This is a genomic window from Brevibacterium sp. MGP-B1 (assembly GCF_057766545.1).
Genome location: NZ_CM173407.1, coordinates 1,265,514 through 1,291,455 on the forward strand (window position 1 = coordinate 1,265,514; position 25,942 = coordinate 1,291,455).

Genomic DNA, 25,942 nt, shown 5'->3' on the forward strand with positions numbered 1-25,942 from the left:
CACGTCGTGTCCGTGCAGGTCGTTACAGTGGAGTTATGGCCGAGCTCACCAGTCTGTCGCCCTCCCGGGCCAATGACTTCATCCAATGTCCTCTGAAGTTCCGCTTCCGCAGCATCGACAAGCTGCCGGAACCGCCTTCGCAGGCGGCATTCCGCGGCACGGTGGTCCATGCGGTGCTCGAGAAGCTGTTCACCGCACCGGCGGCCGAACGCACGGCCGAGCTCGCACAGACGATGCTCATGCCGGCGTGGGACGAGCTCGTCGAGAAGGACCCGGATGTGCTCGAGATCTTCGGTGCCGAATCGGAGAAGGAGACGTTCTTCACATCGGCGCGTCGGCTCATCGATTCCTACTTCGTGCTCGAGTACCCGGAGCACCTCGAACCGGAGGAGACGGAGAAGTTCGTCCGCACGACGCTCGACAACGGTCTCGAGCTGCGTGGGTTCATCGACCGCGTCGACGTCGCCCCGGGCGGGGAGCGGCGCCTCGTCGACTACAAGACGGGCAAACAGCCGAAACCTCAGTACGGACGAGAAGCGAAATTCCAGATGGGCTTCTACGCACTCGTCGTCTACCGACTCTCCGGTGAGCTCGTCCACACCCTGCAGCTGATGTACCTGGGTTCACGCAGCGTGCTGAAGTCTCATCCGACGATGGCGGAGGTCGAACAGACCCAGTTCGAGATCGATGCCATCTGGAAGGACATCATCGCCTCGGCCGAGTCGGACCGGTGGCGACCGAAGAAGTCACCGCTGTGCAACTGGTGCACCTTCAAGCCGCTGTGCCCGGCGTGGGGCAACACCGCTCCCCCGACTCCGGAGATCACGAAGATCGTGGGAGCGTAGAGCTCAGGCGCTCTGCTGCGCGCGGAGTCGTCGCAGATCGGCGACGCTGCGGCCTTCGAGGGTCTCCCACAGGATCCGACCCGGACGAGGTTCGAGGTCGATGAAATGCGGGATCCCGATCGCAATGGTGCCGGCCGCCTCGGCACTGGCCAGACCCGGCTTCGAATCCTCCAGTGCCACACAGTCGGCCGGGTCGAGGTCGAGCAGCGCGGCCCCCCGCAGATAGGGCTCAGGATCCGGTTTGCCGGCGGTCACCTCATCGCCGGAGACGAGACCGGCGAAGCTGTCGGGCGGGCAGCTGGCGATGACCGCCTCGGCCAGCGGCCGGTACGACATCGTGACCATGACGCTCGGAATGCCCTCGGTCTTGAGTTCGGCCAGCAGCTCCAGCGCACCGGGGCGGAAGGGCACGGATTCTCGGATCTGTCCGATGACGCTGCCCATCAGGGTCTCGACGATCTCCTCAGCGGGCAGGTCGAGGCCGGCCTCACGCATCATTCGGGCGGACACGATGAGCTCGTTGCCGACGAATTCGAGCCCCTGCTCTTCCGACCAGGACAGCCCGTGGGCGTTCATGAGCTCGGTCTCGGCGCGGATCCAATACGGCTCGGTGTCGACGAGGGTCCCGTCCATGTCCCACAGGACGGCGGCAGGGTCGGCTGATGCATGGTTCGTCATACGCCCAGCGTAGTCTGGAACCATGAGTATTCTTCCATCCGGGTCCGGAGCACTCGTCTTCATCGCCTTCGAAGGTCAGGATGCCGATGCTTCCGAAGCAGCGAGCTCGCTGGTCAAGGATCTCATCGAGGTCTGGCACCTGGACGACTCCGAGATCCTCGACACCGATGGGTTCTACGAATTCCGCTTCTCCGAACCCGAGATCATCCGCGACGAGGATGGCACGGCGTCGATCGCCTGGCCGGGTGTCGCGGTCCACCGAGGTCGCCTCGGCGAGCAGCCGATCACGGTCATCCACGGTCACGAACCGGGATTGAAATGGCGGGAGTTCCTCTCCCTCGTCCTCGCTCACGTCGGTGATGCCGATACCGTCATCCTCCTCGGCGGTCTCCATGCCGAGGTTCCGCACACACGTCCACTGCCGGTGGTGGCCAATACGGAGGACGCGGAGCTTGCGTCCGAGCTCGGCATCGACGCCAACGGCTATGAGGGTCCCATCGGCATTCTCGGTCTCCTCGGCGTCGCCTGCCGATGGCGCGGGGTCCGCGCCATCAATCTGTGGGTGGGAGTGCCGGACTATCTGGCCGAGTCGCCGTCGCCGAAAGCCGAACTCGCGTTGGCGAAGGCTGTCGAACGCTATGTCGGCATCGAAATCGACATCCACGTGCTCGAAGAGGAGAGCCGGGCATGGGAGCTCGGCGCCGACGAACTCGTCTCCTTCAACCCGCGGCTGGCAGAACTCGTCCAAGCACTGGAGAAGCAGAACGATTCGACGGAGCTGCCCGAAGCCAGCGGGGATGCCATCGCGGCCGAGTTCGAACGCTATCTGCGCAAACGCGGCCGCGATAAGTGAATCACCGACTCCCGGTGGTCAGGCGGTGAGCGCCCGTCGACATCGGTCGTGCGATGTCAGTCGAGCAGGCGGATGCCGAGCAGGGCGTCGACGGCGTCGGCGACTCGGTCGCCGGAGATAGCTGCTGTCTCCGAGGGTTCGGAGTCCGCATAGTGTTCGGCCCATTCGTCGAGGATCCCCAGAGCCCGCGGGCTGTCGAGGTCATCGGTGAGTGCTTCGCGCAGCAGCCCGATGATGTGCTCGCGCAGACCCTGGCGACATTCTGATTCGCATTTGGCCGCATGCTTCCATGCCTGCAGGCGTGCTTCGGCGATGGACAGCTGCTCCTCGGTGAAGCTCCAGTCGCTGCGGTAGTGGTTGGACAGGATCACGGTGCGGATGGCCATGGGGTCGACTCCGCGCTCGCGCAGCTTCGAGACCAGGACGAGGTTGCCCTTGGACTTGCTCATCTTCTCGCCGTCGAGGCCCACCATTCCGGTGTGCATATAGGTCTTCGCCATGGGTGTGTCCCGCCAGGCAGCGGCATGGGCGGCACTCATCTCATGGTGAGGGAAGATGAGGTCGCTGCCGCCTCCCTGCACGTCGACGGGGAAGCCGAGATACCGATCGGCGATGACAGTGCATTCGACGTGCCAGCCCGGTCGTCCCCGGCCCAGTGTGCCTCCGTCCCAGGAGGGTTCGCCTTCGCGTTCGGCCCGCCACAACAGCGGATCGATGGGGTTCTCCTTGCCCGGAGTCTCGGGGTCTCCGCCGCGTTCGGCCGAGAGTGCTGCCATGGTTTCGGCGTCGTCATGGCTGACGGTGCCGAACGGTGGGGTGATCTGCGTCGACACACGGTAGTAGACGTCACCGTTGTCAAGAGTGTAGGCGGCCCCCTTGTCCACGAGATCGCGGACGCCGGCGGCGATCTCGTCGACGGATTCGACGACTCCGATGAAGCTCGCCGGCGGGATCACCCGCAGGGCTTCCATATCCTCTCGGAAGAGATCGATCTGCGACGAGGCGAGTTCGCGCCAGTCGACTCCCGTGGCGTCGGCCCTCTCCAGCAGCGGATCGTCGACGTCAGTGGTGTTCTGTGCGTACTCGACCTCGAGTCCCGCATCGCGCCAGATCCGGTTGAGCAGGTCGAAGGCCACATAGGTGGAGGCGTGCCCGAGGTGCGTCGCATCGTAGGGGGTGATGCCGCAGACGTAGAGTCGAGCGGTCTGCTTGGATCCGCGCAGCCTGCGCGGGCTGCGTGTGCTCGTATCAAAAACCGTAGGCACCTTGCCGGTGCTGGTCAGACGGGGCATTTGAGGTTCGGGCCATGACTTCACGGCACCCAGCCTAACCGAGAGGCAGGCGTTCGGCACTTCCGAGGCGAAGTGATGCCGGTTTCAGATCGGCGGCCAGGGAATGACGGTGCGATCGTCCGGTGCGTCGGGGAAGAACTCGGCGGCGAGAAGCCGGTCGGCCCGGTCTTTCAGAGCCTGGATCTCGTCTGCCGACAGGCAGTCGCTCAGCTGCGTCCGCAGCCTCTCGTCCATGGCGGTGACTTCCTGAAGCGCATCGATCTCTTCGGCGCAGAACGAGGTGCGAGAGAAACCCCACAGAACGGTGCGCAGCTTCTCCTCATTGTGGAAGGTCAGTCCGTTGTCGATGCCGAAGACGCCGATGTCGGCTGCGGCGGTGCTCGGCAGGCAGCTGCCGGTGATGACATGACCGGCTTTGCGGTCGGCGTTGTTCGCGAGCAGGTCGAAGAAGGCGATGGAACGCAGGCTCTCGTCGACGGAATGGGAGAGTACGAGGTCGCGTCCGTCCTCGGTGCGCAGAGCGAAGATCGGTGTGTGATCGACGGGGATCGCGTTGACCGTCGACAGGGTCACGGCTTCGTCATCGTCGGAGGCTTCGACATAGGCCTGCAGGGATCCGCGGCCGACGGGCAGATCATCGCGCAGAACCGTCGGCGGAACGACCCCCAGGTCGAGTGCGGCGGAGAGTCGATACGCCGCCACCTCGCGCAGGGCCAGTGTCTGTGCCGGGAAATCGTGCAGGGGCCGTTCGCCCGAGATGGGTTTGTAGACAGCCTTGATCGCCCGGCCCTCGTGTTCGAGCACGAGCAGTCGGGTGTCGTTGCTGGCGCGTGGGATCGATCCCATCTCCGTCCAGTCCCCCGCAGCCAGCGCGTCGAGGAGAATCCCGTGGTCCATCACGGTTCAGGCGCGCGGGATCCCGTTGGCCCGGGGACACAGATGGCCATCGGGTTCGAGCGGGAGGGAGCAGAACGGGCAGTCTCCGCGTCCGGCGCTGACGACCTGTTCTCCGCGGCGGGCGAATTCTCGGGCGGCGGCTGCATCGAGGACGATGCGCAGGACTTCGCGTTCGACCTCGTCGTCATCGGGGTCGGCAGAAGTTCCGGCCTGGGCATCCGCCTCGGTGAGTTCGAAGCATTCGATGACGAGTTCGTGCTTGACAGTGTCCCAGCCCAGGCTCATCGTGCCGACGCGGAACTCCGGTTCGATGGGGACGTTGAGCCCGGCGTTGTCGATGAGATCGTCGAGCGCCGTCTGCGGCACCCGCGCCGCCGGATCCTTGATCATCACCATGTCGAGCAGCTCGGTGATCCGGTCGGAGAGGATTTCGACCTGCTCCTTCTCGACGACCACGGTCGTCAGCGCGTTGCCGGACTTCGCCTGGAGGAGGAACGTCCTCTCACCGGGGAGTCCGATTGTGCCGACGACGAAACGATCGGGTGTGGGGTGGTCGTACAGAGCTGCCATGTCTTCAGCCTAGTTCAAAGACTTACATGTCGGTCCGGCCTGGGATACATTTGAGTCATGAGCACTGATCCTCGTGAGGCCCTGGACGCATTCCTCGAAGCAGTGAGAGAGCACTACGCTGCATCCGCGCACCGCAACGGTGACCAAGACCCCCGAGTCGAAGCCGCTTATATGGCTTTGGCCGATGCCTTCGAAATCTACGAAGACGCGATCTACACCGCGTTCGATGAAGTCACCCCATTCGAACTCTTCGATGACGTCGAGGATGCCAAGGACGATGACGAGTTCCTCCTCGACGATGACGACGAGGACGTCTGAGACTTTCGCAGAGGGTCGGGCCCGCCGCTCTATGCCGACGGACCCCAGGAGATCTGGTCGAGCACCTCGGCGATCTCATCCGCCAGTTCGACCTCGCTGGCGTTAACCTCGGCCAGCTGTGCCGAAGTGCGCGGCGAGACCAGGGTGCTCGCGATACCGTGCTGCCGGTTGAAGGCCAGGGCGATGTCCAATGTCGACACGCCCAGAGCGGTCGCGGCACGACGGACGCCGGCAAGCACACGGTTCGACCGCTCGTCGAGGTAGGCACCGGCGTATTCGCTCAGCTCCCCCGCCAACCGCGAATCCTGGGGAGTCGCGTTCCGGTACTTGTCGGTGAGCACTCCGCGCCCCAGTCCCGCTCCGGCGATGAGTGAGACTCCCGCATAGTCGGCGGCCGGTCGGAGCTCTGCCTCGGCCTCACGGTTGAGCAGCGAGTATTCGGCGACGGCACACGCGACCGGAATCCCGGCCCCGCGCATCTCCGCGAGCTGCCAACCGGTGTGGTGGGACACGCCCACGTAGCGGATCTTCCCGAGAGTGAGCAGGGTCTCGATCGCCGATGCGGTCTCGGCACGGTCGACCTCGGCATCGAAGACGTCGAGGACGAGCACGTCGAGGTGGTCGCGACCGACTGTGCACAGCAGGGACTCGACGTGGCTGAGGATTCTGGAGCGCCCGAGTCCGGCCTCGATGTGGCCGGGTTCACTTACGGACACGCCCACCCGGGCCAGCAGCAGAATCTCTTCGGGAAGTCTCAGCCGTCCGAGCACCTCGGCGGAGATCGTGGCTGAGCTGGGCAGCTCGATGAGGTTGCCACCTGCGTCTTTGTACTCATCGACGAGGCGCTGGGCGACCTGGTCATCGACCCGGTGCCCCCACTCGAAGGTCCCGAGACCCACATCGCTGACGTCCAGACCGGTAGTGCCGAGGCGTTGGTGCTTCATGCTTCTTGAGGTTACCCGATGCTGCGACTACCGTGGTTTCGTTCCCACCTCATATTCTCAAGGAGTCGTATGTACGACTGGCTGGTCGCTGCCGTGCTCGGAATCGTGCAGGCACTCACCGAGTTCCTCCCGATCTCCTCCTCGGCGCATGTGCGCATCGTCGGCGAACTCATGCTGCCCGGTTCGGATCCGGGCGCGTTCTTCACCGCCATCATCCAGATCGGCACCGAGGCGGCCGTCGTCGTCTACTTCTGGCGCGATATCGTCACGATCATCTCGAAATGGTGCAAGGCACTCGTCGGCAAGCATGATCGCAAGGACCCCGAGGTGCGCCTCGGTTGGCTCATCATCGTCGGTTCGATTCCCATCGTCATCATCGGCCTGCTCTTCCAGGACTACATCGAGGGTGCTCTGCGCAGCCTGTGGATCACCGCGACGATGCTCATCGTCTTCGGTCTCATCATCGGCGTCGCCGACTGGGCCGGGAAACGCGAACGCACCCTCGAGGACATGAACTGGGGTCAGGGCATTCTGTTCGGCTTCGCCCAAGCGCTGGCCGTCATTCCCGGCGTGTCACGCTCGGGCGGCACGATCATGGCCGGCCGATTCATGGGCTTCGATCGTCCTGCGGCGGCTCGCTACTCGTTCCTGCTCGCCATTCCCGCCGTCGTCGGTTCCGGTCTCTACGGTGTGGCGCAGACGCTCGGTCGCAGCGAGGCCATGGTTCTCGGCTGGGGACCGACGATCCTCGCCACAGTGATTTCGTTCGCTCTCGGCCTCGTCGTCATCCACTGGTTCCTCAAGTACGTGGAGACGAAGTCCTTCGCCATCTTCGTCTGGTACCGCGTGGCCCTGGGCATCGTCCTCTACATCCTACTCGGCACCGGAGTCCTCGCAGCAGTCTGAGTCCGCGTCTTTCGATTCGGGCTGTCGTCCGACACTCCAGCATCATCTGATCCCGGCATTCGCTCCTGAGTGCCGGGATCAGCGCATTCCGCCGCCGCCGACGGCGGCCGATTGGGCGAGTCCGGCGGCGGTCACCGACATCGCCGCGAGCACCGGACTGTCACCGGAGAAGTCGATGACCGTGAACGATCCGGGAGCGACGCTCAGACGCTGGAAATCGTCAAGGGGCATTCCCAGAGCGTCGGCGATGATCGCCTTGATGATGTCCCCATGGGAGACGATCATCGCCCACCGAGGCGGTGCCGACTTCCCGGTGCCCGCCGCGGGTTCTGCATCGGCCCGGGATTCGGCATCGGCACGTTCCTCCTCACGCAGCTGGGCCACGAGATCACGGACACGTGCTGTGGACCGGTCGGCCGCCTCGGTGATGGATTCCCCTCCGGGGAACCTGGCCTGCGACGCCGACTTCACAACTGTCGCCCACAGAGGTTCCTCGCCCAGTTCCTTAAGAGGTCGGCCTGTCCATTCGCCGTAGTCGAGCTCGACGACGGACTCATCGACGTCGATGCGATCGACTTCCGCCGTTTCGGCCGCGATCGATGCGGTCTGTTCGCAGCGCTGCAGGGGCGAATGCAGCAGCTGGGTGAAGTGCCGGTGCGGCAGCAGTTCGAGATTGGCCCGCAGCGCCCGGATTCCCTCATCGGTGAGGGACACGCCGGGGGCGCGTCCGGCCAGGATTCCGGAGACGTTGGCGCTGGAGAGGCCGTGCCGCAGCAGAACGATGACGGGCATACCCTCAAGATTAGCCCAGATCGTCTAGGGTGAGGCTATGAAACGTCAGCGTCCACGTATGACATACGAGTTCCGCAAGGTCTCGTTCTCTCGTGATGTGCCGCGGTCGGTCAGCCTGCAGGAACTCAACGACCAGGCGGAATACGGCCAGTGGGAGCTCGCCCGCACCCGCATCTCCGTCGGCGGAGTCCGCACCGTGTGGCTGCGCCGGAAGATCATGCCGTTGACGATGAGCAGCTGATGGGGTGAGATCGCCTTCCCTCGTTCCTGTTCTCACTGCCGGCCTCGTCACGATCACTGCGGGAGCGGCGATGTCCCTGCAGGGACGAGCGAACGGTCTGCTCGGGCAGGTGCTCGGTCACGCCGTCTTCGCCGCCCTCGTCTCGTTCTTCGTCGGCCTCCTCTGTGTCGGCATCGCCTTGGCTCTCTCGGCCCGATCACGTGCTGCCGGCCGACGTCTCATCGCGCTGCTGCGGGACCGTACGCTGCCCTGGTGGATGCTCCTCGGCGGCTTGAGCGGCTGCCTCGTCGTCATCGCACAGGCCACGACCATTCCGCGGATCGGCGTGGCCATGTTCACGATGGCGTTCGTCTCCGGCCAGGTCACCGGCGGGTTCATCGTCGATGCCACCGAGCTGCCGCCGGGCGGCCGTCAGCGAATGGGCATCCTGCGCATCCTCGGCGTGGTCATCGTCCTCGCTTCCCTGGCCTTCGCCGCCGGTGACCGGCTGCAGTCGGGGATTCCGCTGTGGACTCCCCTGCTCCCGTTCGTCTCCGGGGCACTGACAAGTGTGCAGCAGGCGTTCAACGGCCATATCCGGGCTGCCACCGATTCGGCGGTGGTCGCGACGACAGTGAACTTCACGGTCGGCTTCGCAGCACTCGTCATCGGCACATTCGTCCTGCTCGTGTCCGGAAATCCCTGGCGCGGATTCCCGACCGCGCCGGATCAGTGGTGGATTCTCCTCGGCGGAGCCTTCGGGGTGGTCTTCATCGCCCTGACGACCGTCACCGTAGCCAGGCTGGGTGTGCTGCTGCTCAGCCTGTTCGCGCTCTTCGGCAACCTCGTCGGGGCATTGGCCCTCGATGTGCTGCTGCCGATTCCCGGCTCCGATGTCACGGTGACCACGGTGCTCAGCGCCATCGGAGTGCTCATCGGGATCGTCGTGACGATTCTGCCGGTGCCGATCGGGCCTTCATCAGCGGTCAGGCCCAAATCACCGGTCAGGCCTTCATCAGGAAGTCGCCGAGGACCCGCGTCCCGAACTTGAGCGCCGAGATCGGCACTCTCTCGTCGACGCCGTGGAACATTGCCGGGAAGTCGAGGTCGCCGGTGAGCTGGAGCGGAGCGAAGCCGTAGCCGGTGATGCCGAGCTCGGCCATCGACTTGTTGTCCGTGCCTCCGGAGAGTGTGTAGGGCAGGACGTTCGCGCTCGGGTCGTCGGCGAGCAGGCTCTTCTGCATCTGTGCGACCAACGGAGTGTCGAACGGTGACTCGAGCGCCTCGCCTTCATCCTCGGCGGTGATGTCGATCCCCTCCCCCGCGAGTTCCTTGATCTTGAGCATGACGTCCTCGTGCTGTCCCGGCAGAGTGCGGCAGTCGACGTAGGCGGTCGCGGTGCCGGGAATGACGTTGTGTTTGTATCCGGCTTCGAGGAACGACGGGTTGGAGGTGTTCTGCAGGGTCGGTGCTACGAACTTCTCGACCGAACCCAGTTCGGCAAGCAGCTGCGGAATCGTCTCTGCCGTGAACTCGATTCCCGTGAGCTCCGAGACGCCTTCGAGCAGTTTCCGTGTGGCAAGGGGGATCTCCTGCGGCCACGGGTGGTTGCCGATCCGGGTGATCGCGGCGGCGAGCCGCGTGACGGGATTGTCGTCGTTGCGCTGAGATCCGTGTCCGGCGGTGCCGTGAGCGACGAGGTTGAGCCAGGCCAGCCCCTTCTCTGCCGTCTGGATGAGGTAGATCCGCTGGCCGCGGACGTCGACGGAGTAGCCGCCGACCTCCGAGATCGCCTCGGTGGCCCCGGAGAACAGCTCGGGACGGTTGCGCACCATATGGCGGGCACCGTAGTTTCCTCCGGCCTCCTCGTCGGCGAAGAACGCGATCACGAGGTCCCGACGCGGAGTGAGTCCCTGGCGGAGCATGGCGCGGACGGACGCGACGATCATCGCGTCCATGTTCTTCATGTCCACCGCTCCGCGGCCCCACAGCAGGCCGTCTTTGACGACTCCTTCGAAGGGGTCGACGCTCCAGTCCTCCGCGGCAGCCGGAACGACGTCGGTGTGGCCGTGGACGACGAGAGCCGGAGCCTCTGGATCGGAGCCCTTCACACGGGCGACGAGATTGGCCCGGCCTGGGGCGGATTCGACGATTTCGGACTTCAGGTCCACCTCGGCGAGCCAGGACGCGATGAGTTCGGCGGCCGGCAGCTCCGGATTGGCTTTGTTCCCGCCCCAGTTCTGGGTGTCGATGCGGATGAGCTGACGGCACAGTTCGGTGACTTCGTCCTCTGCGGCGTTGAAATCAAACACGGGACTCCCCTCGATGGTGGTTCGATCACGCGGCAGTGCTGTGATCGGCCTGACAGTCACCACCGTATCCCACCCGCGAGCCCGGCTCACAGACGAACGGGCGTAAACCAGCGGGTCAGAAATTCATCCGTGGTGATCGGGCTCGGGGCGGATGATCTTTGAACTGATCTTTGAACCCGCAGAAGCTGTCGTTGATGGCCCGGAAGCGAATACGAAAATGGCCTCCGGATCGAAATCCGGAGGCCATCTCCTCGTTGTGCGCGAAGGGGGACTTGAACCCCCACGCCCGATAAGTTGGGCACTAGCACCTCAAGCTAGCGCGTCTACCAATTCCGCCACTCGCGCTGGCAACAGAGATAACTCTACATGCGCGAAACGGTGTCGCAAAATCGAAATCGGCTTTTGTGACGCACTGCACTTATCACGCCATCATTCGAGGTGTGCCACCCGCGAGAGGACGTGCGGTTTGCCGTTCTTCAGGTCGAAGACGGCCGACTGCGCAGTCTCGTGACGACGCCCTTCGGTCAGCGCATAGCCGACCGTGCCGGGCAGCAGGATCGGCTTCGCGAAGGACACATCCCAGCGGTAGGACTCGAGCCGCGGATCCATTGCCGAGAACGCCCGGGAGGCGCTGTACATCCCATGGGCGATCTGCCGCGGGAATCCGAATCCCTTCGCAGCCAGACCGCTGAGGTGGATCGGGTTGTAGTCACCGGAGACCTTCGCATAGCGCTGACCGATGATCGGATCCAGACGCCACAGGGCACTGGGCTGCGGCGCCGTGAACTCGAGGTGCGGCACTTGTGCCTTCGGCTTGGCTCCGGAGAGCTTCCGCCCTTTGGCCAGGTACGTCGAGACCTCGTCCATCACGGGACGACCGTCGACCTTCGCCTCGAGCCGAACCTCGATCGTGGTGCCCTTCGTGTGCTCGAAGGGGCCGGCGAGCTCGAGGTGGAAGTCCACAACCTCGCCGAGGCGGGCCTGCGAATGCATGTCGACGCGATTGTGGATGTGGACCATCCCCATCATCGGCAGCGGCACTTCGGGGTCGGCCAGCAGCTGCATGCTCAGCGGGAAGCCGAGGATGTGCAGGTAGCCGGGGTGGACGATATCGTCCAGACCGTGACCGACGACGTGGGCGAAGCCCGCATAGGCGACCGGTTCGAGCGGAATGCTGCGATCGATCGCATGGTCGGGCAGCTCCGGACCGGTGCGCGGGCCCACCGGCAGGGTCTTGAGCAGGGCACGGGCATAGATGGGAAGCATCGATTCCGCCATCATGCACCCACCATGTTCTGACCGCAGACACGCAGCGTCTGTCCGTTGATGCCGCGGGCACCGCTGGATGCGAGGAAGCCGATGGCTTCGGCCACATCGACCGGCTGCCCGCCCTGCTGCAGGCTCGAGAGCCGGCGCGCGACCTGGCGTGTGAGAGTCGGCATCTTCGCGGTCATATCGGTTTCGATGAAGCCGGGTGCCACCGCGTTGATCGCTCCCCCGCGGGCGGCGAAGTCCTCCGCCGAGGCGGCCGTGAGTCCGATGACTCCGGCCTTCGAGGTCGCATAGTTCGTCTGGCCGCGGTTGCCCGCGATTCCCGAGGTCGAGGCCAGGGAGACGACCTGGGCGCCGTCGGCGAAGAGTCCTTTCTCCGCCAGGCGCGCATTGATCATCGTCTGCGCGGCGATGTTGACAGCGATGACAGAATCCCATTTGGCCGCGTCCATGTTCGCCAGCATCTTGTCGCGGGTGATGCCGGCGTTGTGGACGAGGATGTCCACGGGTGCTCCGAGCGCCTCGGTGATCTTGTCCGGGGCATCGGCTGCGGTGATGTCGAGCTGCAGCGACTTGCCGCCGATCCGGTTCATCACCTGCGCCAGCGCCTGCCCGGCCTGCGGCATGTCCACGCCGATGACGTATGCGCCGTCGCGGGCGAGGTTTTCGGCGATCGCGGCTCCGATTCCACGTGCGGCACCGGTGACCACGGCGGTGCGTCCGGCCAGCGGGCCGGCGTCACCGGTGGACATGAATTCGTCCAGGCTCAGCCGCTGACCGGCGTCCGAAGACACCGTGAGGAACTGGCCGGAGACATAAGCGGATTTGCCCGAGAGCAGGAACCACAGGGCCGCGTTCACCGAGGGTGCGGTGAGGTCGACGCCGTCGAGCAGGATTCCGTTGGCGGTCGCGCCGGCGCGCATCTCGTGGGCGACGGACCGGGTGAAGCCGGTGATGCCCTGGGCGGTGGCGGCCTGCTCCGGTGTCTGGTTCTGCGCATCCGGTGCGGTCGAGATTGTGATCACTCGACCGCAGGCGGCCAGTGAACGCAGGGCGGCGCCGATTTCGAGCACGACCGGTGACAGGTCGGCCGGGGACTGTGCATCGTCGAGGACGGCGATGACGGCCCGCAGCTTCTCACCGGTCTGGGCGTTGCGGCGGACCTCAAGTCCGTTCTCCAGCAGCTGATCGGCCAGCCCCTGGGCTCCGGGACCGGTGCCGAGGACGAGGACCGGCTTGTTCTCATAGGACGCCGGGGTGGAGCCGAAGCGGTTGAGTTCGACCGGCTGCGGCAGACCGAGGGTTTTGGCCACCTGTTTCAGTGGTCCGTTGACGAGGGAGAGATAGGTGTCTTTCATGCTGCCTCCACAATCGCAGTGAGTCCCTGTCCGCCTGCAGCGCAGATCGAGACCAGGGAGCGCTTCTTGCCGGTGGTCTTCAGGTGCTTGGCGGTGCTGGCGATGATGCGTCCGCCGGTGGCGGCGAAGGGGTGACCTGCGGCCAGGCTCGAGCCGAGCGGGTTGAGCCTGTCGCGGTCGATGGTGCCCAGTGCCGCATCCAGTCCGACCTTGTCCTTGCAGAACTCTTCGGATTCCCAGGCGGCCAGGTGCGAGAGCACGGTGGAGGCGAATGCCTCGTGGATCTCGAAGACATCGAAGTCGTCGAAGGTCAGCCCGTTGCGGGCCAGCAGCCTCGGAACTGCATAGGCGGGGGCCATGAGCAGTCCTTCGTCGCCGTCGACGAAATCGACGGCGGCGGCTTCGGCATCGACGAGGCGCGCCAGCGGGGTGAAGCCGTGTTCGGCGGCCCAGTCCTCACTGCCCAGCAGCACGGAGGAGGCGCCGTCGGTCAGCGGAGTCGAGTTGCCGGCGGTCATGGTCGCCTCGGTGGCGAGCTTCCTGCCGAAGACGGGGTTGAGCTTGGCCAGGGATTCCACGGTCGAGTCGGCCCGCATGTTCGTATCGCGGCTGACCCCGAGGTACGGGGTGGTGAGGTCATCGAAGAAGCCGGATTCCCATGCCGCGGCGAGGTTCTTGTGGGAGGCCACGGCCAGTTCGTCCTGTGCCTGTCGGCTGATGCCCCAGGCGGCGGTGGTGATCGCCTGGTGCTCGCCCATGCTCAAGCCCGTGCGCGGTTCGCCCGTGCTCGGTGCCTGCGGTGCGAGGTAGGCGGGGCGGATCTGGGAGGCGATCTTCGCCTTCTGCACCATCGTCTTCGCCCGGGTGAGCTCGAGGAGGATCTCGCGCATCGAATCGTTGATGACGATCGGAGCGTCGGACGTCGAATCCACGCCCGAGGCGATTCCGGATTCGATCTGCCCGGCATTGATCTTGTTGTGGAGGCTGACCACGGCTTCGAGGCCGGTGGCGCAGGCCTGACCGAGATCGAAGGCGGGGGTCGTCGGTGCCAGGGCGGAGCCGAGCACGGCTTCCCGGGTGAGGTTGAAGTCCTTCGAATGCTTGAGGACTGCACCTCCGGCGACCTCGCCGATGTTCTCTCCGGCCAGTCCGAAGCGGGCAACGAGCCCGTCGATGGCCGAGGTGAGCATATCGAGGTTCGTGGCCTTTGAGTACTGCTTGTTCGAGCGGGCGAAGGGAATTCGGTTGCCGCCGAGGATGACGGCGCGGTTGTTGGGAGCGGACATGTGCACCTCCGAGTGGTTGATTTAACTGATACCGACAGTACCTGATACTGTCGGTTACATGAAATCGATCACAGACGGTCGCTCGACGAGATGGCAGAAGCATCGCGATGAGCGTCGTCGCGAACTTCTGCGTTCCGTGCGGCTCGTCGTCGACGAATACGGCGACGATATGTCGATGGAGCAGATCTCGGACGCGACCGGGACGTCGAAGTCGGTGCTCTACCGATACTTCACCGACCGGGCAGGTCTGCAGGCGGCCATGGGCGAATGGGCGATGGGCGTCATCGTCCGGTCTCTCGATGAGGCCGCGGCCTCCTCGGCGAAGGGCGAGGGCTCGGCCGCGGCGCAGGAGTCCCTGGCCGCGATGATCCGCGCCTTTGTCACGCTCGCCGCGAATTCTCCGAACGTGTATCGCTTCTGCGACACCGCGGTCAATCGGTTCGCGCCCGAGGAGACCGGCGGTTTCTTCAATTCCATTGCCGGGCTGCTGGCCGAACGACTTGGCCTGAGCGGCGAACAGGCTCGGCTGTGGTCGGCCGGAGCGATCGGATTCGTCCGCGCCGCCACCGAGACGTGGCTGTCCCGACCGGACCGGCCCGAGGAGTTCGCCACCACCATCACACATTGGCTCTGGGCAACCCTGCCCGAACAACGAGGAGTAGAACAATGAAGCTGTCTCTTGACCCGAAAGCCATCAACGACGTCCTCGACGGACATTGGGCAGAAGCTCGCCGACGCGGGCGGACTCTGGCCGAAGAGCCGTCGACCCACGACGATCCGGCCGATGATCTCGACACCGCACGGGCGAAGACCCTCGAAGGTGTCATGATGATGGCCGAGACCGGACTGCCGATGACCGGACTGTCTCCGGAGATGGGCGGAAAGAACGAACACGCCACGAACGTCGCCGGGTTCGAAGAGACCGTCACGGCCAACCCGAGCCTGCAGATCAAAGCCGGCGTCCAGTTCGGACTCTTCGGCGGAGCGATCCTCCATCTCGGCGACAAGGAGCAGCATCAGAAGTGGCTGCTCGACGCTCAGTCCGGCCGTCTGCTGGGTTCGTTCGCCATGACGGAGATCGGGCACGGCTCCGATGTGGCGAACGTGGCGACCACCGCCACCTACGACGAGGCGACCGAAGAGTTCGTCATCGAGACCCCCTTCCGTGCCGCAACGAAGGAGTACATCGGCAACGCCGCCCGCGATGCCCGGGCCGCCGTCGTCTTCGCTCAGCTGATCACCAAGGGTGTCAAGCACGGGGTGCATGCCTTCTTCGTGCCCGTCCGCGACGATGCCGGTGAGCCGATGCCCGGAATCTCGATCGAAGACGACGGCTACAAGGGCGGGCTCAAGGGAGTCGACAATGGTCGCCTCGCCTTCGACTCCGTGCGGATCCCACGCACCAACCTGCTCAATCGCTACGGAGACGTCACCGCCGACGGCACGTACTCCTCCCCCATCGAATCGCCGGGACGCCGCTTCTTCACGATGCTCGGCACCCTGGTCCAGGGCCGAGTCTCGCTCGACGGCGCCTCCGTGGTCGCATCGAAGATCGCCCTCGACATCGCCGTGCGCTACGGACTCGAACGCAAGCAGTTCACGGCCGGCGATGACTTCGCCGAGACGACTCTGCTCGACTACGGCCAGCATCAGCGTCGCCTCATGCCGGCCCTCGCCGCCGTCTACGCCTCGGCGTTCGCGCACGAGAAGCTGCTGACCTCCTTCGAAGAGGTCTTCGCCGGAGCCGATGACTCCGAGGAGAACCGGGCTCTGCTCGAGACCCGGGCGGCTGCGTTCAAGGCCGACTCGACCTGGATGGCGCTCGACGTCATCCAGGAATGCCGTGAGGCCTGCGGCGGTGCCGGATTCATGGCGGAGAACCGCCTCGTGGGACTGCGCGCCGACCTCGACGTCTACGTCACCTTCGAAGGCGACAACACGGTGCTGCTGCAGCTCGTGGCCAAGCGCCTCCTCGGCGACTATGCCAAGGAATTCTCGAACCTCGACGTCGGAGGAGCCGCCCGCTTCATCGGCACCCAGGCCGCCGAACATACGCTCTACCGCACCGGTCTGGCCAATGCCGGACGGGCGATCTCGGATGCGCTGACCCCGAACCTCGGCGACAAGCGGATCAGGTCGGGACGCCTGCAGCGGACACTGCTCGAAACGCGACTGGAGGTCATGGTCGCCGGAGTCGCTCAGGCGCTGCGGCCTGCGACTAAGATGCCGGCCGCGCAGGCGGCCGATCTGTTCAACGTCCACCAGCATGAGCTCATCGAGATGGCACGCGCCTATGTCGAACTCGAGAAGTGGAAGGCGCTGGACGAGAGGATGAAGGAGCAGACCGACGCCGATCAGGCCAAGGCCTTCCGTCGTCTGCGTGACACCTACGGTCTCGGACTGATCGAGAAGCACATGGCCTGGCACCTCATGTACGGTCGCCTGCCGATGTCGCGTGCACGCCAGATCAACGAGACGCTGAACCGTCTGTGCAAGAAGCTCGCGGCCAATGCCCTCGACCTCGTAGAAGCATTCGGCTACTCGGATGTCCACCGTCGGGCCACCATCGCCTCCGGCGTCGAAGCCGAGCGTCAGGCAGAGGCCGCCGACTATTACCGTCGGGCGCGGGCTCATGAGGACTTCCCGGTCGACGAGAAGCAGCTGCGCAAGGCCGCGAAGAAGAAGGCGAAGGCCGCCGCACGGTGACCGCAGGCCCGTGATCCGGGCACACCAGAAGACCCCCGCATCGAACGGTCTGCGGGGGTCTCCTGGTGCTTGGGGAGATTCGGGACGCCGGCTGGCGACGGTGCTCGCTGCCAGACTGTCCCGACGGTCTCAGTCGTCGCCAGCCAGCCCCGACGGTCTCAGTCGGCAAGGAAGTCGGCGAGCACCGCGGAGATCTTCTCTGTCTCGGTGAGGAACCCGTCGTGACCGACCGGGGAGTCGATGATGTGGTGTCGCACTCTCCCCGGCAGCGCCTCGGCGAGGATGCCCACCTGTTCCGGCGGGAACAGCCGATCCGAGGACACGGAGACCACGAGGTTGTCGGTGCAGGCGTCGGCCAGTGCCACCGTGAGGTCCGAGGAGCGACCTCGGCGCACATCATGGTCGCGCAGGGCACGTGTGAGCACGATATAGCTGTGCGGATCGAACCGGGCGGTGAGCTTCTTGGCCTGATGGTCCAGGTACGAGGTCACCTCGTAGTAGTCCTCCGAACGCAGCCGACGGGAGAAGCGTTCATTGAGGTCGGCATCGTTGCGATACGTCAGATGCGCGATCTGCCGGGCCAGGCCGAGACCATGACTGGGGAAGCTGCCGACGGCCGAATAGTCTCCGGAGTAGTAGTCGGCGTCGAGTTCGATTGCGCGTTCCTGCATCATCGCCCAGGCGATCTGGTCGGCTTCGCAGAAGGCCGGTGCGGCGATGACCGCGCATTTGCGGACCTTCCGGCTGTCCAACAGAGCGAACTCGAGCGCTCGCGCGCCTCCCATGGATCCGCCGATGACGGCGACCCAGGAGTCGATGCCGAGGATCTGGGCGAGATTGTGCTCCAGGCGTGCCATGTCGCGGATCGAGACCCGAGGGAATCGGGAGCCGTAGGCCAGGCCGTCATCGTAGGACGACTGCGGCCCGGTCGTTCCCGAGCAGCCTCCGAGGGAGTTCGCACACACCACGAAGTACTTGTCGGTGTCGACGGCTTCCCCGGGTCCGACGACACCCGCCCACCATTCGGTGACGCGGGTGTCGCCGGTCAGAGCATGCTCGATGAGGATCGCATTGGACCGGTCGGCGTTGAGGGCGCCGAAGGTCTCATAGGCGATCTCGACCGTGCCGAAGGTGTGTCCCGAGTCCGTGCCGAAGCCGAGGATCCGTTCGACAGAAGTGCTCTGGGTGGTCATCTCAGGCCGCGGTCTGCGCCTTCGCCGCAGCTGCCGCGAAGCCCTTGTCGAGGTCGCCGATGATGTCGTCGACACCTTCGATGCCCACGGACAGGCGGACCAGTGCCGGGTTGACTCCAGCCGCCTTCTGGGCTTCCTCGTCGAGCTGAGCGTGCGTGGTCGAGGCCGGGTGGATGACGAGCGAGCGGACGTCGCCGATGTTCGCCACCAGCGAGTGCAGTTCGAGGGCGTCGACGAAGGCCACAGCAGCGTCGTATCCGCCGGCGATGTCGAAGGCGAGCACCGAACCCACACCGTTCGGCAGGTACTTCTTGGCCAGTCCGTTCCAGGGGCTCGACTCGAGTCCGGCGTAGGCGACGCGGTCGACCTGGCTGTGAGCCTCGAGGTAGGCGGCGACCTTGTTCGCGTTCTCCACGTGGCGCTCGATGCGCAGGCTCAGGGTCTCGATGCCCTGGGCCAGCAGGAACGCGTTCGTCGGGCTGAGCGAGGGTCCGAGGTCGCGCAGGCCCTGCACGCGAGCCTTGAGTCCGAAGGACACGTTCACTCCGAAAGCTCCATCGGCGCCGAGGTCGCGAGCGAAGACGAGTCCGTTGTAGGAAGCGTCGGGTTCGTTGAAGCCGGGGAACTTCTCCGGCTGTGTTCCGTAGTCGAAGTTGCCGCTGTCGACGAGGACACCGGCAACGGAGTTGCCGTGGCCGCCGAGGTACTTCGTGGCCGAGTGGAGCACGACGTCGGCGCCGTGCTCGATCGGACGCACGAGGTAGGGGCTGGCGAGGGTGTTGTCGACGATCAGCGGCACACCGGCATCGTGAGCGATTCCGGCGATCGCCTCGATATCGAGGATGTCTGAGCGCGGGTTCGACACGACCTCGCCGAAGAGGAGCTTCGTGTTGTCCTGGATCGCGTTCTTCCACGCCTCGTGGTCGTCGACATCGACGAAGGTGGTCTCGATGCCGAGCTTGCGCAGGGTGACGTCGAGAAGGTTGACGGTTCCGCCGTAGAGGCTGGAGCTGGCCACGATGTGGTCACCGGCTCCGGCGACGTTCGTGATCGCGAGGAAGGCCGCAGACTGGCCCGAGGCGGTGAGGACGCCGTGGACGCCGCCTTCGAGATCGGCGATGCGGTTCTCGACGACCTCGTTCGTCGGGTTCGTCAGGCGGCTGTAGACGGGGCCGACATCGGTGAGGGCGAAGCGCGCTGCGGCGTGGTCGACGTCGTTGAACACGAACGAGGTGGTCTGGTGGATGGGCAGGGCGCGCGAACCGGTGGTCGGATCGGGAACCTGTCCGGCATGGATCTGTCGGGTTTCGAATGCCTGGGTCATGGTGACTCTCCTGTATGAGTGCGGTGGCGGTGTCGCTGGTTGAGGCGATGTGATGTGTCTACTGTCATCGACTTCGCCGGCTGGCACCCGCCTGTGTGTCATGTTGGCGTCATCGTGTGTCATGTTTCGTCACACCGTGCCGTGCAGCTGTCATCTGGCATGCCTGGGTCGTGCTGTCATCGGGCACTGTCTTCATCCAATGCCTTCATCGCGTACGGGCGATGCCCTTGTCACACGTGTGCAGTGCCGACGCTCACCGGAAGTTCCGCGCCTTCGTCGGCAGCTGCACTTCCAGGGGGATGAGTTTGTGCGCGTAGAGGCTGACCACGTCTCCCCCGCGCTGGATGAGTCCGGTGACGACGAGGGCGTTGCGGGAGGTCGCGACCGTGCGGAAGCGTTTCATCAGCCCGGCCGTGGCTACGACGTTGAGCATCCCGAATTCGTCTTCGAGGTTGATGAAGGTGATCCCCGAGGCGGTGGCCGGGCGCTGCCGATGGGTGACGATCGCGGCCACCGTCATCCGAGTTCCGTCCTCCGCACGCGCCGCATCCGCGGTCGATGAGTATCCGCGGGCGCTCAGCGTCTCGCGCATCATCTCCGTGGGGTAGCCGTCGACGGTGATCCCGGTGGAGAAGAGTTCGGCCAAGGTCGTATCGAAGGCGTCCATGGTCGGCAGGCTCGGCGCCGAGTCCACGCTCGCCGTTCCCGGCAGCAGCCCCGGATGGGCACCGGCGACTCCCCCGGCCAGCCACAGGGCCTGCCGTCGGTCGAGGTCGAATCCGGACAGGGCCCCGGCCGTGGCCAGCGATTCCAGGGCCTGCTTGCCGATGCCGGTGCGTTCGCCCAGGTCCGCCACCGAGGCGAAGGGAGCGATCTCGCGTTCGGTCACGATCACCTCGGCGAAGGAGCCGACATGCGCGACCGTGTCCAGTCCCAAGCGGATCCCCAGCTCCCCCGCCGAGGCGGTCGTGTCCTTGTCCTCCCCCGCTGAGGCGGTGTCCCCATCCCCTGCCTCGGCGACCCGTTCGAGGTCCGTGGCCGCCTGGGACCGGCGGATGTCGACGGGCAGGATCGGCACTCCGTGCCGGCGAGCATCGGCGATGAGCGACTGCGGGGAGTAGAAGCCCATCGGCTGGCTGCGCAGCAGACCGGCGGTGAAGGCGGCGTGGTGATGGTATTTGAACCAGGCGGACTGGTAGACGAGGTTCGCGAAGCTGATGGCATGCGATTCGGGGAATCCATAGTTCGCGAAGGCCGCGATGGTGGAGAAGATCGTCTCGGCGGTCTCCGCGTCGACTCCTCGCCCCATGGCTCCGGTGCGGAACTTCTCGGCGAGTTCGGCCATCCGCTTCTCCGACCGACGGGAGCCCATGGCCTGCCGCAGCCGGTCGGCATCGGCACCGGTGAACCCGCCGACGTCGATGGCCATCTGCATGAGCTGCTCTTGGAACAGAGGGACCCCGCAGGTCTTGGCCAAGGACTTCTCGAGCAGCGGGTGGAGGTATTCGACCTCATCCAGACCCTGCCGTCGACGGATATAGGGGTGGACGGAGCCGCCTTGGATCGGCCCCGGTCGGATGAGGGCGACCTGGACGGCCAAGTCGTAGAACTTCTCCGGGCGCAGCCGGGGCAGGGTGGCCAGCTGGGCGCGGGATTCGACTTGGAAGACCCCGATCGCGTCGGCGCGGCAGAGCATCTCGTAGACGGCTTCGTCGTCGTCATCGATCTCTGCCCGGTCGATGAGGACCCCGGTGTGACGGTGGACGAGTCCGACCATCTCGTGCAGGGCGGTGAGCATGCCCAGACCGAGCAGGTCGAACTTGACCAGGTCCATGGCCGCGCAGTCGTCCTTGTCCCATTGGACGACGGTGCGGTGGCCCATCGTCGCCTTCTCGATCGGCACGACTTCGCCGATGGCACGGTCGGCCAGGATCATCCCACCGGAGTGGATGCCCAGATGGCGCGGTGAGCCGAGCAGATCCTCGGCGACATTGAGCACCGGTGCGGGCACCGGTGAGTCCGCGGCATCGGGCAGGCTCGACCACCGGTTGCTCGACTTCGAGAACGCATCCTGCTGGCCGGGGGCATAGCCGAGGCTGAAGGCGGCGTCCCGGATGGCCGATTTCGCGCGGTAGGTGATGACATTGGCGACCTGGGCAGCCCGGTCACGGCCGAAATGGTCGTAGACGTATTGGATGACCTCTTCGCGGCGGCCGGATTCGATGTCGATGTCGATGTCCGGGTATCCCTTGCGGTCCGGGGACAGGAACCGGTCGAAGAGCAGTCCGTGTTTGACGGCGTCGACGGCGGTGATGCCGAGGACGTAGCAGACCGCGGAGTTCGCCGCCGAACCCCGGCCTTGGCAGAAGATGCCCATATTGCGGCAGAACTCGGTGATGTCGAAGACGATGAGGAAATAGCCGCAGAAGCCCAGTTGGGCGATCATGTCCATCTCCCGGTCCAGCTGCTCCCAGGCCCGCGGGTGCTCTGCTCGGGATCCGTAGCGGGTGCGGCCGCGTTCGGCGATGAGGCCGCGCAGATACGTCTCCCCCTCGGTCTCATCGGGCATCGGCGCCTTCGGCAGGTCGGGGCGGGCCGAGGAGAGGACGAAGGAGCAGTCCTGACCGATCCGCACCGCATTGTCCACAGCCTGCCGCGGGAATCGGGCGAGCATCTCCTGGCCGGTGTGGATGCGTGCACTCGCCGTCGCCGGCAGCCATCCGGCCAGTTCGTCCAGGGACTTCCGCGACCGCACCGAGGCGCGCACCTGAGCCGACTTCCACTCGGCCCGGGTGGCGAAGTGGACGGCATTGCTGGCAATGATCGGCAGGCCCGTCCGCTGGGCCAGATCGCCGAGGTGGCGCAGCCTCTCGTCGTCATCCGGGGTTCCGTCCCGGCTGAGTTCGACGGCGACCCGGTCGGGTCCGAAGAGTGCGGTGAGTTCGCGCAGAGCGCTGAGTCCGCCGTCATCGTCGCCCAAGGCTCGTCGCAGCGGTCCTTTGCGGCAGCCGGTGAGGATCATCCAGTCTCCGTCCTCTGCCGCGAGTTCTTCGAGGTCGAAGAGCGGACGGTTCTTCTCACCGCGCAGGTTCGCCTCGGTGATGACCTGAGAGAGCTGGTGGTAGCCCTCGACGCTGCGGGCGAGGACGAGCAGGTGGGTGGCATCGGGGTCGGTCTGTCCGGGGATCTTCTCGGCCAGCCCGATGGACAGTTCGGAGCCGAACACGGTGTCCAGCCCCACCTCGGCGGCGGCATGGGCGAAGCGGACGGCACCGTAGAGTCCGTTGTGGTCAGTCAGCGCCAGGGAGCTCAGCCCGGCGGCCGCGCCGGCGGCGACGAGCTCTTCGGGGTCGGAGGCTCCGTCGAGGAAGCTGAACTGGGAGTGCACATGCAGCTCCGCCCAGTCGACCTGCTTCCGCAGCAGTCCCGGTCCACGGTTCGGCCCCTGAGCGCTGCCGGCGCCTGTCGGCTCCTGATAGCGGCTGCGTCCGTCCGAACCGCCGGGGCCGACCGAGACTTGGTAGCGGTCGGGGCGGGAGAACGCAGGAGCGTCGGAGCCGTCGGCGTGCTTGTCGACAGGCTGTTTTCCTGCCGGGTTCTCACCAGCAGGCTGTTTGTCCGCCGGGGAGGGCGGGATGTCCTTGCCCTCGAGGCGGCGGGCCAGCTTCGACCACGGTGTGCGCGGGTTCGAGAATCCCATCGGGATCTCCTCCTCTCAAGTGGGGTCGTTCTCTCAGTTGGGGTCGTTGGTCAGCAGGTTGCCGGTCAGCGGTAACGGCCGGTGAGGTACCACTGACCGTGCTCTTTGCTCAGCAGAAGAGCTCGGCCGGCATCGGTGACCACCTGCAGCCGGGTGCGGTAGACGGCTCGGTTCGGGTCCCACCATCCGGATTCGATGGGCCAGGAACCGGAGTAGTCGGTGATGGTCTCGGTCTGCCCGGTGGGGAATCTGATTGTCGCCGGGGCCGCACCCAGACCCGAGGGGCGCGCTTCCACCGGTGAGCCGTCCGCGGCGAGCACGTCGACGGCGGAGTGTTCGACGGTCGTCGGACGGGGTGCGTGCAGAGCACCGGGCCAGGGAGCGGCAGGGCTGCGTTCGGGAACGGACGCCTGCTGCCACGGGGTCCACAGGTTCGTCTCTGCCGGGTCCCACCCGCCTTGGATGCCCGGAACCAGGACGGCATCGGGACCGAACAGTCCCTGCAGACGCTCGAGTGTATGGGTGATCTGCCCGGTGTTCTCGTCGAACAGGCTGCGTGTGGCACCGATCGGGGTGGTCAGTTCGGCCGCGATGAGGCGCAGCGCGATGATGCCGTCGTCGGAGAAGTCCTCGGCGTCGGGCGCCGGCTCGTCGACGATGTCGAGTTCCTGCGGGTCAGGCTGTGCCGTGCGGGGATTCTGTCCCGGAGGCGAACCCCGGCCCACTCCCGCCAGCCAGCCTTCGGCCTGCCACCGCAGGCGGTCGGCGATCGCGTTCTCCTGCATGTCCTCGATCCGCCAGGTCCGGGACGAGGACTGGCCGCCCGCGGCATCGAGTTCGATCGTGATCTGGGTGCAGACCAGCCCCTGTCTGCGCACCTTGGCCAGCAGGTCGGCACCGAGCTGGCGGGCGAGGAAGCCGAGGGTGTCGCTGCGGGTCGTCGGGGCATCGAGGTCGAGTTCGACGTCGAGCTGTTCGCCGCGGACATGATCGGCGAGCGGGGCTCCTGCCCGCCCGGAGGCCAGGTCGTGCAGATGCCGACCGAAGGCGCCGAAGCGTGCGTTCACGTCTTTGGCCGCGAGCCGAGCGAGGTCACCGAGGGTGCGCAGCCCCAGCTGCAGGAAGACCTCGATCAGCGCGGTCGCCTCGGCGCCGGCGTATTCCAGGGTGGTGATCGGCTGGGCGGAGAGGAAGTCCACGGTCTGTCCGGGTTCGACGCGGCGCGCCTGTCCGGCGGCGAGGACCGCGGCGAAGACGGTGTCGGCGATTCCGGGGAAGAACTCCCATCCGGTGTCATCGACGAGGGCCGAGACCAGTGTCTCGACAGCATCGGCTTCGTCGGCGTAGCCGTGTCTGAGCGAGTCGAGAGGGACTGCCAATGTACCCGGGCTGAGCAGAGTGAACCTGGCGACGAGGTTGTCGAGGGCACCGACCCCGGCACTGAAATGGCAGTTGTCGGCCTCTTCGTCCCAGACCGCGACGTGGGCTTCCGGACAGCGGTATCCCACGGCACGTTTGTTGTTCCCGGCGGTGATTCCGGCGGCACGGGCCGGAGCATTGGCGGCGATGACCTTGCCGGCGTGGAGGACCGCGACAGGGCGGCCCGGTGCGATGTCGTGTTCGACCGCTGCGGCCACCGCCGGCCAGTCGGGAACGGTGAGCACGAGGGTGCGGCCGGACTCATCCGACATGGCTGATCACCTGCCGCAGCTGTGTGATCGTCGACCACCGCGGATCGTCGGCCGTGTCCGTGGCCGGATCTGTGCCCAGATCCGTTGCCGAGGCAATGGACGCTCCACTGTCTGCCACCACTTCCAGCGTCCCCGCGGGGACGCTGGCGGGAGTTCCTGACGGCCCGGGCAGCAGGAACCGGTGGGTTCCCGTCTGTGAACGAGCACGGACGAGGCAGGACTGCAGACGGCCGTGACCGTGTTCGGCACCCGACCAGCGGGTGTCGGTGATCTCGATCTGCTCCGTACTGCCGGAAAGAGGTCGGAGGCTGATGAGGCTCATTCGTCGTTCACGGATCTTCGCCAGGAGTCGGGCCCGTTCCGAAGCACTCGGGGCGAAGCCGGGGTCGACGAGGATGATGTCGAAGGATTCGATGAGGATCGAAGCCACTCGCAGCCAGTCCTCACCAGGGGTCGCGAGGTTGACGAAATGGTCGAGATCGACACCGAGGTCGGCGATCGAGGACACGGACGGTTCGCCGAGCCCGATGCCGGCACACCACTTCTGTTCCCGGGTCGCCGCAGCGATCGTCGCCAGGCCGCAGCTCAGCGACAGCTCACCGGTGACGGTGACGAGTTCCCCACGCGGCAGACCGCCGCGACGGAACAGCGGAGAGAGCACAGGATCCACCGGATGGGGTGGGATCTTGTCGAACAGTGCCGCAGCCGTGGAGATCCCCGTCTCCCGACTGAGCTGTTCGATGACCGGTGCTGCTGACATGACATCCATTATCGAACTGGTGTTC

23 protein-coding genes and 1 tRNA gene are annotated in these 25,942 nt (G+C 65.7%); 8 read left to right on the forward strand and 16 right to left on the reverse strand.

Annotated features, from left to right (window positions below; genetic code table 11):
• Positions 1 to 35 precede the first annotated feature (35 nt).
• On the forward strand, positions 36 to 845 hold the full coding sequence (locus AC3CD9_RS05890; protein ID WP_488366759.1) for a RecB family exonuclease: 810 nt from the start codon (positions 36 to 38) through the stop codon (positions 843 to 845).
• A gap of 3 nt (positions 846 to 848) precedes the next feature.
• Here AC3CD9_RS05890 and AC3CD9_RS05895 read toward each other — a convergent pair whose 3' ends face one another.
• Positions 849 to 1,523 (reverse strand): HAD family hydrolase, encoded by a 675-nt coding sequence (locus AC3CD9_RS05895; protein WP_488366760.1) that lies wholly within the window; start codon positions 1,521 to 1,523, stop codon positions 849 to 851.
• Between the two features lie 22 nt (positions 1,524 to 1,545).
• On the opposite strand from AC3CD9_RS05895, the gene AC3CD9_RS05900 reads away from it, so the two are divergent.
• Complete coding sequence (locus AC3CD9_RS05900) at positions 1,546 to 2,376, forward strand: PAC2 family protein (protein ID WP_488366761.1); 831 nt, start codon at positions 1,546 to 1,548, stop codon at positions 2,374 to 2,376.
• A gap of 56 nt (positions 2,377 to 2,432) precedes the next feature.
• Here the strand turns inward: AC3CD9_RS05900 and mshC are convergent, their stop codons facing one another.
• From mshC to AC3CD9_RS05915, 3 genes are read right to left on the reverse strand one after another with little or no spacing between them, the layout of a single operon-like run.
• Entirely contained in the window at positions 2,433 to 3,692 is a 1,260-nt protein-coding gene (mshC, locus tag AC3CD9_RS05905) for a cysteine--1-D-myo-inosityl 2-amino-2-deoxy-alpha-D-glucopyranoside ligase (protein ID WP_488366762.1), read from the reverse strand.
• A 60-nt stretch (positions 3,693 to 3,752) separates the two neighbouring features.
• The gene (locus tag AC3CD9_RS05910) at positions 3,753 to 4,565 is read right to left on the reverse strand and encodes an SCO1664 family protein (protein WP_488366763.1); all 813 of its coding nucleotides are present in this window, start codon (positions 4,563 to 4,565) and stop codon (positions 3,753 to 3,755) included.
• 6 nt (positions 4,566 to 4,571) lie between these two features.
• A complete protein-coding gene (locus AC3CD9_RS05915; protein ID WP_115614059.1) occupies positions 4,572 to 5,135 on the reverse strand; it encodes a DUF3090 family protein in 564 nt (187 codons plus the stop codon).
• Between the two features lie 57 nt (positions 5,136 to 5,192).
• On the opposite strand from AC3CD9_RS05915, the gene AC3CD9_RS05920 reads away from it, so the two are divergent.
• A complete protein-coding gene (locus tag AC3CD9_RS05920; RefSeq protein WP_488366764.1) occupies positions 5,193 to 5,453 on the forward strand; it encodes a hypothetical protein in 261 nt (86 codons plus the stop codon).
• 29 nt (positions 5,454 to 5,482) lie between these two features.
• On the opposite strand, the gene AC3CD9_RS05925 is transcribed toward AC3CD9_RS05920, so the two are convergent.
• Entirely contained in the window at positions 5,483 to 6,397 is a 915-nt protein-coding gene (locus tag AC3CD9_RS05925) for an aldo/keto reductase (protein ID WP_488366765.1), read from the reverse strand.
• A 69-nt stretch (positions 6,398 to 6,466) separates the two neighbouring features.
• On the opposite strand from AC3CD9_RS05925, the gene AC3CD9_RS05930 reads away from it, so the two are divergent.
• Positions 6,467 to 7,303 (forward strand): undecaprenyl-diphosphate phosphatase, encoded by an 837-nt coding sequence (locus AC3CD9_RS05930; RefSeq protein ID WP_376905674.1) that lies wholly within the window; start codon positions 6,467 to 6,469, stop codon positions 7,301 to 7,303.
• A 78-nt stretch (positions 7,304 to 7,381) separates the two neighbouring features.
• Here AC3CD9_RS05930 and AC3CD9_RS05935 read toward each other — a convergent pair whose 3' ends face one another.
• On the reverse strand, positions 7,382 to 8,095 hold the full coding sequence (locus tag AC3CD9_RS05935; protein WP_488366766.1) for a histidine phosphatase family protein: 714 nt from the start codon (positions 8,093 to 8,095) through the stop codon (positions 7,382 to 7,384).
• Positions 8,096 to 8,153: 58 nt separating this feature from the next.
• On the opposite strand from AC3CD9_RS05935, the gene AC3CD9_RS05940 reads away from it, so the two are divergent.
• Both AC3CD9_RS05940 and AC3CD9_RS05945 read left to right on the forward strand, forming a co-directional pair.
• Positions 8,154 to 8,336 (forward strand): DUF5703 family protein, encoded by a 183-nt coding sequence (locus AC3CD9_RS05940; protein ID WP_139467246.1) that lies wholly within the window; start codon positions 8,154 to 8,156, stop codon positions 8,334 to 8,336.
• Between the two features lie 4 nt (positions 8,337 to 8,340).
• Complete coding sequence (locus AC3CD9_RS05945; RefSeq protein ID WP_488366767.1) at positions 8,341 to 9,366, forward strand: DMT family transporter; 1,026 nt, start codon at positions 8,341 to 8,343, stop codon at positions 9,364 to 9,366.
• Here AC3CD9_RS05945 and AC3CD9_RS05950 read toward each other — a convergent pair.
• The 5 genes from AC3CD9_RS05950 to AC3CD9_RS05970 form a co-directional block, all read right to left on the reverse strand.
• Positions 9,320 to 10,627, reverse strand: a complete 1,308-nt coding sequence (locus AC3CD9_RS05950; RefSeq protein ID WP_488366768.1) for a M20/M25/M40 family metallo-hydrolase — start codon at positions 10,625 to 10,627, stop codon at positions 9,320 to 9,322. The two genes, AC3CD9_RS05945 and AC3CD9_RS05950, sit on opposite strands and share 47 nt — an antisense overlap.
• 257 nt (positions 10,628 to 10,884) lie before the next feature.
• Positions 10,885 to 10,972, reverse strand: a tRNA-Leu gene (locus AC3CD9_RS05955).
• An 84-nt stretch (positions 10,973 to 11,056) separates the two neighbouring features.
• Positions 11,057 to 11,908 carry a MaoC family dehydratase gene (locus tag AC3CD9_RS05960; protein ID WP_488366769.1) on the reverse strand — a complete coding sequence of 284 codons (852 nt, stop codon included), beginning with the start codon at positions 11,906 to 11,908 and terminating at the stop codon, positions 11,057 to 11,059.
• On the reverse strand, positions 11,905 to 13,257 hold the full coding sequence (locus AC3CD9_RS05965; protein WP_488366771.1) for a 3-oxoacyl-ACP reductase: 1,353 nt from the start codon (positions 13,255 to 13,257) through the stop codon (positions 11,905 to 11,907). Before AC3CD9_RS05965 ends, AC3CD9_RS05960 begins: the two co-directional genes overlap by 4 nt.
• On the reverse strand, positions 13,254 to 14,543 hold the full coding sequence (locus AC3CD9_RS05970) for an acetyl-CoA C-acetyltransferase (protein WP_488366772.1): 1,290 nt from the start codon (positions 14,541 to 14,543) through the stop codon (positions 13,254 to 13,256). The genes AC3CD9_RS05965 and AC3CD9_RS05970 overlap by 4 nt, the downstream gene beginning before the upstream one ends.
• A gap of 58 nt (positions 14,544 to 14,601) precedes the next feature.
• Between AC3CD9_RS05970 and AC3CD9_RS05975 the strand changes: the two genes are divergently transcribed.
• Both AC3CD9_RS05975 and AC3CD9_RS05980 read left to right on the forward strand, forming a co-directional pair.
• Complete coding sequence (locus AC3CD9_RS05975; RefSeq protein WP_488366773.1) at positions 14,602 to 15,213, forward strand: TetR/AcrR family transcriptional regulator; 612 nt, start codon at positions 14,602 to 14,604, stop codon at positions 15,211 to 15,213.
• The gene (locus AC3CD9_RS05980; protein ID WP_488366775.1) at positions 15,210 to 17,249 is read left to right on the forward strand and encodes an acyl-CoA dehydrogenase family protein; all 2,040 of its coding nucleotides are present in this window, start codon (positions 15,210 to 15,212) and stop codon (positions 17,247 to 17,249) included. The genes AC3CD9_RS05975 and AC3CD9_RS05980 overlap by 4 nt, the downstream gene beginning before the upstream one ends.
• 158 nt (positions 17,250 to 17,407) lie before the next feature.
• On the opposite strand, the gene metX is transcribed toward AC3CD9_RS05980, so the two are convergent.
• The 5 genes from metX to AC3CD9_RS06005 all read right to left on the reverse strand — a co-directional run bounded on the left by metX (position 17,408) and on the right by AC3CD9_RS06005 (position 25,917).
• Positions 17,408 to 18,442 carry a homoserine O-acetyltransferase MetX gene (gene metX, locus AC3CD9_RS05985; protein WP_139467254.1) on the reverse strand — a complete coding sequence of 345 codons (1,035 nt, stop codon included), beginning with the start codon at positions 18,440 to 18,442 and terminating at the stop codon, positions 17,408 to 17,410.
• A gap of 1 nt (position 18,443) precedes the next feature.
• Positions 18,444 to 19,766, reverse strand: a complete 1,323-nt coding sequence (locus AC3CD9_RS05990; protein WP_488366777.1) for an O-acetylhomoserine aminocarboxypropyltransferase/cysteine synthase family protein — start codon at positions 19,764 to 19,766, stop codon at positions 18,444 to 18,446.
• Between the two features lie 253 nt (positions 19,767 to 20,019).
• A complete protein-coding gene (locus AC3CD9_RS05995) occupies positions 20,020 to 23,466 on the reverse strand; it encodes an error-prone DNA polymerase (RefSeq protein WP_488366778.1) in 3,447 nt (1,148 codons plus the stop codon).
• 65 nt (positions 23,467 to 23,531) lie between these two features.
• Positions 23,532 to 25,157 (reverse strand): Y-family DNA polymerase, encoded by a 1,626-nt coding sequence (locus AC3CD9_RS06000; protein WP_488366779.1) that lies wholly within the window; start codon positions 25,155 to 25,157, stop codon positions 23,532 to 23,534.
• Positions 25,147 to 25,917, reverse strand: a complete 771-nt coding sequence (locus AC3CD9_RS06005; protein ID WP_488366780.1) for a porin — start codon at positions 25,915 to 25,917, stop codon at positions 25,147 to 25,149. The genes AC3CD9_RS06000 and AC3CD9_RS06005 overlap by 11 nt, the downstream gene beginning before the upstream one ends.
• Positions 25,918 to 25,942: the final 25 nt, after the last annotated feature.